Raw genomic sequence first — 13,571 nt, forward strand, 5'->3', positions numbered from 1 at the left:
TCCGGCTCCCCGATGTCAGCGGTACCGGTGCCGCGCTGTCTCTCCCGTCTCTCCCCGCCACTGGGCCAGCCTGTGCCGGATCCACCGGGTGCCGCGGTGGTCTTCGCCGCGCAGGCGCGCCGTGTCGGCCAGCAGGCGCTCGTAGGCTTCCGTGGCCCCGGCCACGTCACCGGCCTCCGCCCGCATGTCGGCCAGGGTGAGCCGGGTGACCAGCGCGACGTCATGGTCGGTGCCCCACGCCCGTACGCGCTCCGTCAGCACCTGCTCGTACGCCTCCACGGCACCGACGTCGTCCCCTGAACGCCACCGCACCTGGGCCAGGTTCCGGAGGGCAGCGGTGTGGTTCGGCTCCTTGCGCAGCGCCTCCTCCCGGACCGGCCCCTCCACCTCGTCCATCCTCGGCAGCGGCGGCGGCACCCAGTCCTTCTTCCGCCGCCAATGGGCCAGGTTGCGCCGGATCCACGGGATCCGGGGGTGGTCCTCGCCGAGCACGCGCACCGTGTCGGTCAGCAGGTGCTCGTACGTTGCCGTGGCCCCGGCCACATCGCCGGCCTCCGCCCGCACGCTGGCCAGCCCGAGCCGGGTGTCCAGGACGAGAGGATGGTCCGCGCCCCACGCCCGCGCCCGCACCGCGACGAGTCGCTCGTACGATTCCACGGCGTCGGCCGCACTCCAGGTCCGCCTCTGCCACAGGGCCGTGAACCGGAGGTCGCGCGTGTCGTCGTCCCTCTCCTCCTCACGCAGCAGCCAGTCCCGGCCGGTGTTCACCTGGTCCGGGTGCTGTTTCAGGAGCCTGCCGACCTCGCGGCTGTCGGCGATGACGCCCAGCCCTATCGCGATCCACCTTGTCCAACTCATGTCCACGCCTCGCATCCGCCCGACTGCTCGCATTGTGCGATGGCGTGGCGCCGCGTGCCAGCGCGCCCACAACCATCCCGAGCCGCCGCCGGAGCTGCCCGGCATCCCCGACTCCCGGGCGGGCGGCTGCTCGCCCTTCTCGGCGCCGAGGAACTGGGCGAGCACGCGGCCGCCAACCCGGCGCTGCCCGTGCCCGTGATGCGGGGACTGCTCACCTGGTGAACTCCGTTCGCCCACCGGTCGCGGACGTCCGGGGGCCGCCTCCGGGACTTCTTCTCCGCCGCTGATGGAATGTCAGTGAGGTGAGCTGGCAGGGTTGGGGTCGTGTGGGAGTCCAAGGAACAGACGATCCAGGTCACGGTCGGCGAGCTCGTCCGGGAACGCTGGGGGACCGTCCTCGAGGAGAAGGACCTGCTGGCCCGTTTCCGCGAGCCGGGATGGTCCTACCAGGAACAGGTTCCCCGCCCGTGCCCCGATTGCGCGGCGCCACTGCATTCGCTGCGCCGCCCGTACGAGTCGGCCGGGCGCCAGTACCGCTACGTGGCAGTGGTCTGTCCGGCCTGCCCGCGTGCGTACACGCTCGCCGACCTGGGCGTAAAAACCTACGACAAGCTGATGGCCCTCCCCGCGGCCCGTTCCGCCGCGCCCGCTCCGAAGGCACCCGCGCAACGAACCACACCGGCGACGACACCACCACCGACGTCACCGGCCTCCGCCTGGCCCTCGGATCTTCCCCGCCCCGCGGAGACCGAGAAGCGTGCCCTGCTGTGGTGCAAGGTGACCGACCCCGCGTGGCGGCCATCCGAACAGGCCCTGGCCGCGGCCGAGGACATCCGCGTCATCATCCCCGCGGGACCGGACTTCGACGCGCTGCGCACCTTCCTCACCGGCCACGGCGGCCAGGTCCGCCGCGTCGAGCACTGGGCGGAGGCCGAGCGGATCAGCACGGTCGGCGACCTGGGCAATCCCACCGATCTCATCAGCCACCCCCTCACCGTGGGCACACCGGCGGCAGGCCCGGCCGCGTACGCCGCCCGGGATGCCTTCGCCGCGCAGTGGGACGCCCTGGCCGACCTGCCTTCGGACGAGGCGGCAGCGTACGTGCCCGTCACCGATCTGGTCCCCGCCGACTGGCAGCCGCTGCTGCCTCACCCCACCTTCAACCCCGTCCAGGCCGGCGCCGTCCCCGCCATCCTGGAGGGCGGTCGGCACACGGTCATCGTCGCGCCGACCGGCGCGGGCAAGACCGCCATCGGCATGGTCGCGGCGCTGAAGACCCACGCCCGCGGCCGCAAAGCCGCCTGGCTGGTGCCGCAGCGCTCCCTGACCGACGAACTCGACCGGGATCTGGAGACCTGGCGCCGCGCCGGCCGCGACGTCGTGCGCCTCACCGGCGAATACGCCGTCGATACCGAACTCATCCGTACCGCGGACCTGTGGGTGGCGACCACCGAGAAGTTCGAGGCGATCAGCCGCACCGGCTCGCTGCGGGCCGCGCTGGCCGAGGTGGGCTGCCTGATCGTCGACGAGATCCACCTGCTGGGCGACCCCACCCGCGGCCCCGTCCTCGAAGCACTCCTGGCCCGGGTCAGGGAAGACAGCACCCAGGTCCGGATCGTCGGCCTGTCCGCCACGGTCGCCAACGCCGAGCAGGTCGCCGACTGGCTCGGCGCCCGGCTCATCCGCTCGCCCTGGCGGCCCACCCGCCTGACCTGGCAGCTACCCGTACTGCCCGACGCGGCCGACGACCCGGAATGGAACACCCGCGCCCAGGTCCGCACCGCGCAGGCCGTGCGTCTCGCGCGCGGGTTCACCGAGACCGACGGCAGTGTTCTGGTCTTCTGCGGCAGCAAACGCGGTGTGCGCGCCACCGCCCTCGCCCTCGCCGCCGACCGCGGCGTGCCGACCAAGGGGGCCGACGCCGACGACAGCGAACTCGTCGAGCGCCTGTGCACCCGCGCGGGCGTACGGCTCCACTACCGCGACTGGCCCTACAAGCGCGAGGCGGAGCAGGCGTTCCGCACCCACCGGGCCGACGTCCTGGTGGCCACCTCCACCGTGGCCGCAGGCGTCAACCTCCCCGCCCGGGCCGTCATCGTCCGCGACACCCAGGTCGGCATGGACCGCATCGAAGTCTCCATGGTCCAGCAGATGTTCGGCCGGGCCGGACGCGTCGGAGCAGGCGAACGCGAGGGCTGGGCCTACCTGCTCACCGGTCCCGCGCAACGGGCCGAATGGCAGGCCCGCCTCGCCGCCGGATACACCGTCACCTCACGTATCCGCGACCACTTGCCCGACCATGTCCTGGCCGAGGCCGTCCAGGGACGGCTGAGCGACCTGGACCAGGCCGAGACGTGGTGGACCAAGACCTTCGCCCACCACCAGGGACACCACCACCTCGACCCGCTCCACGACGCCCTCGACTTCCTCCACGACGCCGACTACCTCCACCGCGCCCCCGACCCCGGCGGCAACGATCGGCTGACCATCACCGAGACCGGCAAGCTCACCAGCCGTTTCATGGTCGAAGCCGACGTCGCCACCACCCTCACCGAGGCCCTGCGACTCCTCCCGGTCCCGGACAACCCCGACGACGCCGAGAACACCCTCATCACCCTGCTCAGCACCCGTCTGCCCGTTCTCGAACAGGCGCCCTTCACCGAACGCGCCAAGGCCGCCCTCTACCGGGTCCTGCGCACAGGCGGACACACCGAAGCACCCGACACCTCGCATACCCCGGAGGAAGACGAGGAGGAGGACAAACCCGCCGCCGGTGACCTCGCCCGCGCCGTCATGCTCCTGGTGGCCAACAGCCCCAAAGCCTTCCGCACCCGCAGCAGCTACATCCTGGGCATCCCCGTCGACTCCATGGCCCAGATCCTCGACGAAGCCCGCCGCTACCTCGCCTGGCTCGCCGCCCAGGGCCACCTCGGCACCCTCCACCCCTGGGCAGCCGTCGTCGCGGCCGACCTCGCCCAGCGCATCCGCTGGCGCACCCTCGGCCCCCGCCGCGGCTCCGGCCGCCTGCTGTGGATGTGTGAACGCATGGCCACCCCCGCCCACACCCACCGCCTCGTCCCCACCATGTGGCGCGCCGCCCGGCAGCGTGGCATAGACGCCCCCGACTGGCCGGGGACCACACCACCCGACACCTGCCGCCTCCACCCCGACGACTACCGCGCGCTGCTCGCCACCCGCACCACCGGAATCGAGCTCGACCACCGCCCCGACGGCATCCGCGTCCGCGCACCACGCGGCATCCAGGTCGACCTATGGACCGACGCCACGGTCGCCCGGTACACCAGCGACGGCACCACCACCGACCTTCCGTACCCCCTTGCCCGCTCGGGTTCGGCCACTTCCGGACACCACCATGGGGGAGCGGTGTTCACGCGTGGCGACCACCTCGGCATCGGCTGGCTGTCCGCCTACAACGCCATCGGCCTCCGTCAGTAACGCGCGTCGGCGGTCGGGTAGGCGACGTACGCGAACCGCCTGCTGTCGGGGGCCCAGCTGTTCACATTGCAGGTGCCCTGGCCGCCGAGGGTTTCGACCAAGGTCGTGGGGCTGGACCAGTCGTGGTCCCGGACGAGCCTCAACTCGATGGGCAGGTCGGCCGGATGACCGAGTGTTCCGGGAGGGAAGCTGACGTACAGGATGTGACGTCCGTCCGGCGAGACATGGGGGAACCAGTTGACCCGTTCGTCGAACGTCAACTGCCGCAGGCCGGTTCCGTCCGGCCGGAGCCGGGCGATCTGCGCATGGCCCGCGTCGTCGGAGAACAACTCGGTGTTGCAGTAGATCCATTCGCCGTCCGGCGCGTACTCGCTGCCGTCGAACGGCTTGGACGAGTCGGTCAGGCGGCGGTCGGGGCCACCGGCGGTCGGCACGGTGAAGACGTTGGCGCGTGTGCGCACATCGTCGTCCCTGGGCTCCAGCCCGATGTAGGCCAGGGACGTCCCGTCGGGGCTGACTCCGTGCAGGAAGTGCATGAACGGCTCGGGGCCACGGTCATTGGTGATGCGCCGCACCGGGCCTCCGCGCAGGTCGGCCTCGTAGATGTGCCAGTCGTTGGCCGATACGAACACATGGCGGCCGTCGGGCGCGAGCACGTGATCATTGTTCAGGGCGGGAACACCGTCAAGGCGAATCAGCTGCGGCTCGGAGCGGCCGTCGGGCGCGAGCCGCCAGAGCTTACCGGCCCCGTTGAGGATCAACCACTGTCCGTCGAGGGTCCAGTTCGGCGCCTCGAAGATCATTTGCTCGGTTCGGAAGACTTCGACGGGTGCTTCGCCGGTTGTCGATCCGATCATCACCCGAGTGGTCTGGCCGGGGGCCAGCTGTCGTCCGTGCATGCGACCCGCCTCTCTGTCCACGGCGCGGACGCCGACACCGCCGGAGTATGGCCACTGTGCGGGACCGAATCAATCAGTACGTTCCATTGGCCGGGCCGCACATCGCGGTTGCGGCCCGCGCGATCAGCCGCCGTCGGTCGCGGTGTCCGGCCGCGTGGTGTCCATTCGGACGCGGTGTCGGGGGGCGACGTGGGTCTGGCCCATCCAGATGCGTTCCGAGCCGACGCTGCCCCCGCTGATCGCCGCGAACCGCCGCATCCCGCCGGTCTGGGCGGTGTCGCCGTCGAGGTCACCGGCGCGGATGTGGTGCAGTCGCGCACGCAGGGGCAGTGAGGTGCCACCACTGTCGTGGTCGGGGAGGTCGGGGTGGAAGCCGTCCTGTGCCGCCGAGCTGGCGTTTCCCCGGTTGGCCCCCGGCGGCGGCCGCCACCACCGACGCACCGCGAGAAGCTCAGCTGCCCGCCAGGCGACTCTCGGCGTGCTGCACGACGGCGTGCACGACGCCACCCACCGGCAGCACCGCCGCCACCATCGTCCGCACCCCTCAGACGCTTCGGACGCGGCGGATGAGCACGTACATCTCGCAACCGAGGCAGTAGCCGAAGGCCGCGTTGAGGAAGGCCGCGGCCAGGGCGAGCGCGGTCGCGGCCATGCCCAGCCAGTCGAGGCCGACGAGGTAGCCGACGGTGCCGACGAGGCCGAAGCCGAGGCCGACTCCCTGGGCGAAGCGGGGTGGCCGGGCGTCCTCCAGCTCACTCGGCGCGGAGAGCCTGGGCCGGAGGGCGACTCGGTACAGCCAGCCGTACGGGGAGTACGACAAGCCCCCGAACGCGCCGAGCGCGAAGACCGCGGTTTGCGCGGCGAGCAGGGCACCGCTGCCACTGATGAGTACGGCGCACAGGACGAGGGTGGTGAGCGCGGCGGCGAACCGCGGGCCGCGCGGGTCGATCTGCATGGGGAGGAGACTCCGGGAGGGGCGAGAGCTGTGGTGGGACCGGTGCGGGTGTCAGCGACAGCCGCTGGTCGTGACCCGGCAGAGGTCGACCACACGGCGGGTGGTCAGCCACAGCAGGCGAGGGGAGTCCATGGCCGTCATGGTAGCGGCCGGGGTGGCGCGGAAGGACGGGGCGGGTGCAGATTGGTGGCATGAACGGGTTGGTGGTGTGCGCCGCGGTACTCATACTGGCGAGCGTCTTCGGGGCGGTGCGTGCCGCGCGCGACGGGAGGCTCCGGAGGCGGCCGCGTGATGGCGCGGTGCGCCTGTCGGCGGCGGAGCTGGGTGCCGAGCTGGGGGACCGGGCGACGCTGGTCCAGTTCTCCACCGCCTTCTGCGGGCCTTGTCGGCCGACGCGGCGGTTGCTCGCGGACATCGCCGGGACGGTACCGGGCGCGGCACATGTCGAGATCGACGCGGACGACCAGCTGGAGCTGGTCAGGCGGCTGGAGATCCTGCGGACGCCGACCGTGCTGGTGCTCGACCGGGCCGGTCAGGTCGTCGGCAGGGCGTCCGGACAGCCCCGGCGCGCGGAAATGATGGCAGCCATCGGCAGGGCGACCGGGGCCTCAACCGCTCCGTCGTGAGGGGTTGTGCGCGGGGGAGTCGGGCGTAGCGCTCAGGGGCAGGAGCTGGGGGCGTTTCGCGGCGCGGCCGTCGCCGGAGGACCGGCCGCGCAGTCGGCGTCCCAGCCACGGGCCGAGGAACGCGCCCGCCCAGCGCAGTTCGGCCCCTGCGGCTTGCCAGCCCGTGGGGGCCGCCCGCGGCGGCAGGGGGAGCGTCCAGGCGTCGTCGCTTCCGGGCAGGTGGATGGCCTGGGCGACGGCCGCGGCGATCCGCTCGTGGCCGAGGGGGCTGGCGTGAAGCCGGTCCACGCTCCACATCCGTGGGTCGGTGGAGACGGAATGCCGGGTGGTATCGGCGACCGTGACGTGGTGACGGGCGGCCGCGGCGCGGATGCGGGTGTTGAGGTCGGCCACGCGGGACCTGAGGGGCCGGGCGAGGGGCGCGATCTTCCCCACGTCGGGGATGGCGAGGGTCACCACATGCGCCCCGGTGGCCGTGAGCGCGGCGAACATCTCTTCCAGGTGTCCGGCCACCTCCGCGGCGTCGAACCGGGGCCGGAGCAGGTCGTTGACCCCGGCGACAACGGTGGCCAGATCGGGTCGCAGGGCCAGGGCGGGCCCCAGCTGTTCGGCGTGGACCTGACCGGCGACACGCCCCCGGACGGCCAGATTGGCGTACCGAACCCCGGGGTTGACGGCCGCGAGGTGCTCGGCGAGCCGGTCGGCGAAGCCCCGTAGCCCGACGACGTCGTCCCCGTCGCCGACCCCTTCGGTATGGCTGTCGCCCAGGGCGACGTAGCGCAGGTATTCACTGCTCGGCATGAGTCGACTGCCTTTCCTTGAGGACGGCTGCGATCCGCAGGCACCAGTCCCGGTGTTCCTGCTCAAAGGACAGGCCGCGCAGGCAGGTCAGATACGGCCCGATCCGCTCGCCTCGGCGCAGGAACTCGTCTTCGTCCGCGTCGCCGCGCAGCTGCCGCAGCAGCTTGCCGAGAAGCTCGATCTTGCCCTCGGCCGCGGACGCCCGCTCTTCAAGCTGTTCGATCACTGACGCGGTGCCGACGCGGTCGGCGACCTGGACCTTGACGAGCAGGTCGTCGCGGATGAACGAGGGCTTCGACGCGGCTTCGGCGAACCTCTCCAGCTCGGCGCGACCGGCGTCGGTGACCTGGAACAGACGTTTGTTGGGCCGGGTCTCCTGGACCACCTGCCGACCCACGACCAGCCCCTCTTTCTCCAGCTTGGTCAGCTCGGCGTACAGCTGCTGGGGCAGGGCGTGCCAGAAGTTCGCGACGCCGATGTCGAACGCCTTCGCCAGCTGGTATCCGCTGTACTCGCCGTCCAGGAGTGCCGCCAGCACGGCATGTCGCAAGGCCATCGAAGCAGCCCCTTCCCTTTCCTCGTCCGCCACCGCATCATACTCAAGAAAATGACTAGTCACATTCTTGAGTATGAGGAGGGGTCATGGAGGCTGCCGCACGCTTCCGCGCCGCGGTGGAGAAGGGCGAACTCGCCGCACTGGAGGACTTGTTCGCCGAGGACATCCGCTTCTGCAGCCCGGTGAAGTTCACCCCCTTCGAGGGCAAGCCCATGGTGCTGGGACTCTTCGCGGTCCTGCTGCGCACCTTCGAGGACTTCCGCTACATCGGACACTTCGAGGGCACGGCCGAGACCAGTGTCGACGGCGAAGAGACTCCGTCGGAGATCCTGCCCTTCCGGGCCACCGTGGACGGTAAGCAGATCCACGGCATCGACCTGCTCCAGCTCGACGAGACGGGCCGGATCAAGGAGTTCACGGTGATGGTCCGACCCCAGTCCGCCGTTCAGGCCCTGGGCCAAGCGGTACTCGCGGGCCTGGTCGCCGACGGCCTCGTCCCCGACCCCGTCGACCGCTAGTACTCGGCGAAGGCGGTGTTACGGCAGGCGCAGCCACATGTCGTGGGCACTCACGAACAACCTGCGCCCCAGCGAGGCGAACGCCAGCCCGTGAACAGCTCCCGCTCGGTGTGTCAGAATCGTTGACCGTGCACTGAAAACGTTTTAACTTCCCCTCACCACATACCCGTAGCCGAGGAGGCTCCGTGGCATCGCTGCTGCGCGATCGCCCCGGGAAAACGACGGCGAACCGCTCCATCCGTCGCCCGACAGGCGCCCCGATCAAGCGAAAAGGTTTTCACTCCAAGCGCAGCCGGACGCTGTTCCTGCTGATGGTGCCCGGGATCGCCTACTTCCTGGTGTTCCACTACGGTGCGCTGATCGGCAACGTCATCGCGTTCAAGGAGTACGTGCCGTTCGACGGCATCTGGAACAGCCCGTGGGTGGGGTTGGGCAACTTCGAGCGGATGTTCCAGGAGGGCGAGTTCTGGGACGCCGTGCTGAACACCCTGTGGATCGCGCTGTTGCAACTCGTCTTCTTCTTCCCCGTACCACTGGCGCTCGCGCTTCTGCTGCACAGCCTCACCTGGTCCACCGTCCGCCGATTCGTGCAGTCGGTGGCCTACCTGCCGCACTTCATCTCCTGGGTGATCGTCGTCGCCCTCTTCCAGCAAGTGCTCGGCGACACCGGCCTGGTGAACAGCTCCCTCGGTGACGCCGGGCTGCACACCGTCGACATCATCGGCAACCCCGACGCCTTCAAGCCGCTGGTGGTGGCCCAGGTGATCTGGAAGGACGCCGGCTGGGGCACGATCATCTTCCTCGCGGCGCTGGCCCAGGTCGACGAGCAGCAGTACGAGGCCGCAGCCATCGACGGAGCCGGCCCCTGGCGGCGGTTCTGGCACGTCACCCTGCCCGCCATCCGCCCGGTCGTGGTGCTCCTGCTCATCATGCGGCTCGGCGAGATCCTCTCGGTCGGCTTCGAGCAGATGCTTCTCCAACGGGACGCGGTCGGACCGGAGGCGGCCGAGATCATCGACACGTTCGTCTACTACCAGGGCATTGTCGGCGGCGACTACGGCTTCGCCGCGGCGGCCGGCTTGTTCAAGGGCCTGGTCGGCGCCGTCCTCGTCTACGCCGCCAACAAGGTCGCCCACCGTCTCGGCGAGCAGGGGGTATACAAGTGAGCGTGCAGGCCCGTCCGGGTTGGCTGGAGAAGCCCAGGCCACTCACCCAGGTCGGCAAGGCGGTGGCTCTGGTCGCGGTGGTTCTCCTGGTCTGTGTCCCCTTCCTCGTCATCCTGTCGACCTCACTCGCCTCCCAGCGCGAGGTCGTCGCCAACGGCGGCTGGGTGCTGTGGCCGACCGATCCGACGCTCGACGCCTACCGGGACATCCTGGAGGGCGGCATCGTCACCCACGCGCTCGGTGTCAGCGCCGGCGTCACGTTCGTCGGCACCCTGCTCAGCCTCGCCTGCACCGTGACCCTCGCGTACGCCCTGTCCCGCCCCGGCGCCTTCGGTGCCCGGCCCGCCCTGCTGCTCATCCTCTTCACCTTTCTGTTCCCGCCCGGCATGATTCCCGGCTTCCTGCTGGTCAAGGAGCTGGGTCTGCTCGACAGTTACGCCTCACTGGTGCTGCCGGTCCTCGTGAACGTCTTCAACCTCGTCGTCCTGCGCGGCTTCTTCCAGGGCATCCCGGAGGAGCTGTACGAGGCCGCCCGCCTCGACGGGGCAGGGGACTGGCGCGTGCTGTGGACGATCGTGCTGCCCCTGTCGAAGGCCGCCCTCGCCGTCGTCGGCCTGTTCTACGCGGTGGCCTACTGGAACTCCTGGTTCTACGCCTCGCTGTATCTGGAGAGCGACCACTGGCCACTCCAGCAGGTGCTGCGCACCTACGTCGTCGCGGGCGCCGAGCTGACCGACACCACCACGGGCGAGGGCACCGCCAACGCCCCGCAGACGATCCAGATGGCGGTCCTGGTCATCGCCACCGTGCCGATCCTGCTCGTCTACCCCTTCCTCCAGAAGTACTTCACCAAGGGCGTGCTCACCGGCGCCATCAAGAGCTGACAACCCGCCACCTCTCGCCACTTCTCGCCACCTCTCGTCACGCGACCGCGTGACCACGAGCCGCTCCCGGAAAGGTCACCGCCCATGCCCAGCATGTCCCGGCGCACCCTGCTGCGTTCCATGGCCACAGCCGGCACCGCCGTGTCCGTCCCCGGTCTGCTCACCGCCTGTTCCTCCGGCTCGGGCGGTGCGGGCGACACCTCCAACGCGGGCAAGAAGCTCGCCGCCTGGCCCGCCTACCAGGCGCCAAAAGGCGCCAAGCCCGACCTCGCCCCCACCGACCGGGGTGTCCAGCCCGGCTACACGTCCTATCCGCCTGACCTGAGCCGGTCGGTCGCCCGCACTCCCGGGGACGGCTCCACCATCAGGGTCATGGCCGTCACCTTCGGCACCCCGCCCAAGGGAGCGGCCGAGAACCAGTACTGGCGAGCGATGGAGAAGGCCCTCGGCGTCAAGATCGAGTACACCGTCGTCCCGACCGACGACTACCAGAAGAAGATGGCCACCGTCATGGCCGGCGACCCCGAGGCACTGCCCGACATCATCAACGTCTTCTCCGGCTTCGTCCTGCCCCGCGAGGCGCAGTTCGTGCAGCGGCGGGCACAGGACCTGACGCCGTACCTGTCCGGCGATGCCGTCGCCGACTACCCCAACCTCGCCGGCATCCCCACCCACGCCTGGCGCGACATGGGCCGCATCGGCGGCCGCATCTACGGCGTCCCACTCGAACGCCCGCTGCCCGGTTCCACGCTCTGGCTCAACCAGGGCCTGCTCGCCGACGCCGGGATGAAGGAGGGCTGGACCTCCCGGGAATTCGCCGAGGTCGCCCGGAGAGCCACCCGTGGCAAGACCTACGCCCTGGGCGCCGCGAAGGGCTCGGTCTTCGGCAACAACATCCACTCCGCCGCGCACAACGCCCCCACGGGCTGGGCCGTCGGCAAGGACGGCACCTTCCACGCCAACTTCACCGACGAGCGCCACAAGGCCGCCATCGCCTACCAGGCCCAGCTGCGCAAGAACGGCTCCTACCACCCGGACGCCGCCTCGCTGGGCACACCGGAACTGCTCACGCTGTTTCTCAACGGCACCGTCGCCTCCATGCAGAACGGCTTCGGCGCCTATCGGACCCTCTACCCGGACTCCGAGAACCTGCTCACTCCGGCGCCGGCCCTCCCGTACAGCGTGGATGGCACCCCCGGCGGGATCGTCGCCGCCCGCCGCTCCTTCGGCTACACCATCCTCAAGAAGGCCAAGAAGGAACGCATCGAACTCCTCCTGCGCCTCCTGGACTACCTGGCCGCTCCCTTCGGCACGCAGGAGTGGGAACTCGTGCACTACGGCCTGGAAGGCGTCCACTTCACCCGCGGCAAGGACGGATCACCGCAGTACACCAAGCTCGGCGAGGTGGAGAACATCGCCAACCTCCCCTTCCGGTACCTGGCCGAAGGACCCCAGGTGCTCTTCGTCCCGGGTCTGCCCGAAACGGTGCGCGCCGTCCACGCCTGGCAGCAGAAGGTGGTCCCGTCCGCCATCCGCGACGCCTCCCACGGCCTGCAGTCCGAGACCAACACCAGACAGGGCGCCACCCTCAAGGCCCTCATGGACGACGCGACCACCTCGGTCATCGCAGGCCGGGCACCGCTTTCCGCCTACGACGACGCGGTCAAGAAGTGGCGATCCCGCGGTGGCGACAGAATGGCCGAGGAGTACGCCGAGGAACTCGCCGCCGGCGCATGACGGTGGCGCCGGGCAGGTACGGACACGCACACGGGGCGAAAGGAACGGAAGCGACATGGCGGCAAGGGAACGGGTCACGATCCGCGAAGTGGCCGAGCGGGCAGGCGTCTCCGTCGCCACGGTGTCCCGCGTGCTGAGCGGCAACTACCCGGTCCCGCCCACCACCCGCACCCGCGTCATGCGTGCCGCCCGCGCCCTGGACTACGTCGCCAACGCCAACGCCCGCGCCCTGGTCGGCGGCGGCCGCAAGATGGTCGCCGTCGTCCTGCGCCAGGTCACCAGCCCCTTCTACGCCCAGGTCGCCGAGGGTATCGAGGCGGAGGCCGCCACCCACGGCTGGCTCTGCCTGGTCGGTGCCACCGGCGGCGACCCGCAGCGCGAGCTGGAGTTCGTCCAGCTCATGCGCGAGGAGGGAGCCCGGCTGGTGGTCCTCGTCGGCGGTGTGGTGGAGGACGACTCCTACCGGGAGCGTGTCGCCCGCTACGCCCACGCCCTCGATGCCGCCGGAGCCCGGCTCGTGCTGTGCGGACGTCCGGCACCCGACCCCGACATCCCCGCACTCGTCGTCGAGTTCGACAACGCGGCGGGCGCCCAGGCCATCACCGCCCACCTGCTGTCGGCCGGACACCGCCGGATCGTCTTCCTCGGCGGTCTGCCCGGCAACACCACCCTCGATGCCCGCGTCAGCGGATACCGCAAGGCACTGGCCGAGCACCGACTGCCGCCGGAGGCCGCCCACGTCGTCGCCTGCGGGCTGGGGCGCGGCGCCGGTCACCGGGCCATGTCCGAACTCCTCGCGGACAAGACGGACTTCACGGCTGTCTTCGCCGGAGACGACATGGTCGCCGCCGGGGCCATCCGCGCCATCGGCGAGGCCGGACTGCGCGTCCCCGACGACATCTCCGTCGTCGGATACAACGACATCCCGCTCGCCGAGGACTTCAACCCTCCGCTGACCACCGTCCGTACCCCTTCCGAAGAGCTGGGCCGCGCCGCGGTCCGCCTCGCCCTGCGCGACCCCGACCGAGGCGCCCACACGCGGCACCTGCTCGGCACCCACATCGCCGTTCGCGACAGCGTCGCCCCGCCACCCACACCGCGGCGCGACCACTGAC

The 13,571-nt window shown here is 70.6% G+C and carries 13 protein-coding genes and 1 pseudogene; 8 read left to right on the forward strand and 6 right to left on the reverse strand.

Annotation, left to right across the window (positions count from 1 at the left end):
• Positions 1–15 precede the first annotated feature (15 nt).
• Positions 16–858 (reverse strand): tetratricopeptide repeat protein, encoded by an 843-nt coding sequence (locus tag ACZ59A_RS29355; RefSeq protein ID WP_470964515.1) that lies wholly within the window; start codon positions 856–858, stop codon positions 16–18.
• 54 nt (positions 859–912) lie between these two features.
• Here ACZ59A_RS29355 and ACZ59A_RS29360 point away from each other — a divergent pair, with 54 nt between their 5' ends.
• Together ACZ59A_RS29360 and ACZ59A_RS29365 are read left to right on the forward strand one after the other, a co-directional pair.
• Positions 913–1,080, forward strand: a complete 168-nt coding sequence (locus ACZ59A_RS29360) for a hypothetical protein (protein ID WP_470964518.1) — start codon at positions 913–915, stop codon at positions 1,078–1,080.
• Between the two features lie 102 nt (positions 1,081–1,182).
• Positions 1,183–4,314 (forward strand): DEAD/DEAH box helicase, encoded by a 3,132-nt coding sequence (locus tag ACZ59A_RS29365; RefSeq protein ID WP_470964521.1) that lies wholly within the window; start codon positions 1,183–1,185, stop codon positions 4,312–4,314.
• Here the strand turns inward: ACZ59A_RS29365 and ACZ59A_RS29370 are convergent.
• The 3 genes and pseudogenes from ACZ59A_RS29370 to ACZ59A_RS29380 all read right to left on the reverse strand — a co-directional run bounded on the left by ACZ59A_RS29370 (position 4,308) and on the right by ACZ59A_RS29380 (position 6,168).
• Positions 4,308–5,213, reverse strand: coding sequence for a hypothetical protein (locus ACZ59A_RS29370; protein WP_470964524.1), 906 nt, complete (start codon positions 5,211–5,213; stop codon positions 4,308–4,310). The genes ACZ59A_RS29365 and ACZ59A_RS29370 overlap by 7 nt on opposite strands.
• A 180-nt stretch (positions 5,214–5,393) precedes the next feature.
• A pseudogene (locus ACZ59A_RS29375) lies at positions 5,394–5,654 on the reverse strand (cupin domain-containing protein); the annotation flags it as partial.
• 103 nt (positions 5,655–5,757) lie between these two features.
• Positions 5,758–6,168: a DUF4395 domain-containing protein gene (locus ACZ59A_RS29380; RefSeq protein ID WP_470964527.1), complete on the reverse strand. Its 411-nt coding sequence runs from the start codon at positions 6,166–6,168 to the stop codon at positions 5,758–5,760.
• Positions 6,169–6,359: 191 nt separating this feature from the next.
• Between ACZ59A_RS29380 and ACZ59A_RS29385 the strand changes: the two genes are divergently transcribed.
• Positions 6,360–6,794, forward strand: coding sequence for a thioredoxin family protein (locus ACZ59A_RS29385; protein WP_470964530.1), 435 nt, complete (start codon positions 6,360–6,362; stop codon positions 6,792–6,794).
• On the opposite strand, the gene ACZ59A_RS29390 is transcribed toward ACZ59A_RS29385, so the two are convergent.
• The gene (locus tag ACZ59A_RS29390) at positions 6,777–7,595 is read right to left on the reverse strand and encodes an SGNH/GDSL hydrolase family protein (RefSeq protein ID WP_470964533.1); all 819 of its coding nucleotides are present in this window, start codon (positions 7,593–7,595) and stop codon (positions 6,777–6,779) included. The genes ACZ59A_RS29385 and ACZ59A_RS29390 overlap by 18 nt on opposite strands.
• The gene (locus ACZ59A_RS29395; RefSeq protein ID WP_470964536.1) at positions 7,582–8,151 is read right to left on the reverse strand and encodes a PadR family transcriptional regulator; all 570 of its coding nucleotides are present in this window, start codon (positions 8,149–8,151) and stop codon (positions 7,582–7,584) included. Before ACZ59A_RS29395 ends, ACZ59A_RS29390 begins: the two co-directional genes overlap by 14 nt.
• 86 nt (positions 8,152–8,237) lie before the next feature.
• Here ACZ59A_RS29395 and ACZ59A_RS29400 point away from each other — a divergent pair, with 86 nt between their 5' ends.
• The 5 genes from ACZ59A_RS29400 to ACZ59A_RS29420 all read left to right on the forward strand — a co-directional run bounded on the left by ACZ59A_RS29400 (position 8,238) and on the right by ACZ59A_RS29420 (position 13,570).
• The gene (locus ACZ59A_RS29400) at positions 8,238–8,669 is read left to right on the forward strand and encodes a nuclear transport factor 2 family protein (protein WP_470964539.1); all 432 of its coding nucleotides are present in this window, start codon (positions 8,238–8,240) and stop codon (positions 8,667–8,669) included.
• A 311-nt stretch (positions 8,670–8,980) separates the two neighbouring features.
• Entirely contained in the window at positions 8,981–9,835 is an 855-nt protein-coding gene (locus ACZ59A_RS29405) for an ABC transporter permease (protein ID WP_470965547.1), read from the forward strand.
• On the forward strand, positions 9,832–10,719 hold the full coding sequence (locus tag ACZ59A_RS29410; protein WP_470964542.1) for a carbohydrate ABC transporter permease: 888 nt from the start codon (positions 9,832–9,834) through the stop codon (positions 10,717–10,719). Before ACZ59A_RS29405 ends, ACZ59A_RS29410 begins: the two co-directional genes overlap by 4 nt.
• 84 nt (positions 10,720–10,803) lie before the next feature.
• Positions 10,804–12,456: an extracellular solute-binding protein gene (locus ACZ59A_RS29415; protein WP_470964546.1), complete on the forward strand. Its 1,653-nt coding sequence runs from the start codon at positions 10,804–10,806 to the stop codon at positions 12,454–12,456.
• Positions 12,457–12,511: 55 nt separating this feature from the next.
• Complete coding sequence (locus ACZ59A_RS29420; protein ID WP_470964550.1) at positions 12,512–13,570, forward strand: LacI family DNA-binding transcriptional regulator; 1,059 nt, start codon at positions 12,512–12,514, stop codon at positions 13,568–13,570.
• The last annotated feature ends 1 nt before the right edge of the window (position 13,571 follow it).

The sequence above is a fragment of the Streptomyces sp. NPDC040405 genome, assembly GCF_055595765.1.

Coding starts and splice junctions, on each gene's coding strand:
- ACZ59A_RS29355 (WP_470964515.1), bottom strand. CDS start 858: ATGAGTTGGACAAGGTGGATCGCGATAGGGCTGGGCGTCATCGCCGAC.
- ACZ59A_RS29370 (WP_470964524.1), bottom strand. CDS start 5,213: ATGCACGGACGACAGCTGGCCCCCGGCCAGACCACTCGGGTGATGATC.
- ACZ59A_RS29380 (WP_470964527.1), bottom strand. CDS start 6,168: ATGCAGATCGACCCGCGCGGCCCGCGGTTCGCCGCCGCGCTCACCACC.
- ACZ59A_RS29385 (WP_470964530.1), top strand. CDS start 6,360: ATGAACGGGTTGGTGGTGTGCGCCGCGGTACTCATACTGGCGAGCGTC.
- ACZ59A_RS29390 (WP_470964533.1), bottom strand. CDS start 7,595: ATGCCGAGCAGTGAATACCTGCGCTACGTCGCCCTGGGCGACAGCCAT.
- ACZ59A_RS29395 (WP_470964536.1), bottom strand. CDS start 8,151: ATGGCCTTGCGACATGCCGTGCTGGCGGCACTCCTGGACGGCGAGTAC.
- ACZ59A_RS29400 (WP_470964539.1), top strand. CDS start 8,238: ATGGAGGCTGCCGCACGCTTCCGCGCCGCGGTGGAGAAGGGCGAACTC.
- ACZ59A_RS29405 (WP_470965547.1), top strand. CDS start 8,981: ATGGTGCCCGGGATCGCCTACTTCCTGGTGTTCCACTACGGTGCGCTG.
- ACZ59A_RS29415 (WP_470964546.1), top strand. CDS start 10,804: ATGCCCAGCATGTCCCGGCGCACCCTGCTGCGTTCCATGGCCACAGCC.
- ACZ59A_RS29420 (WP_470964550.1), top strand. CDS start 12,512: ATGGCGGCAAGGGAACGGGTCACGATCCGCGAAGTGGCCGAGCGGGCA.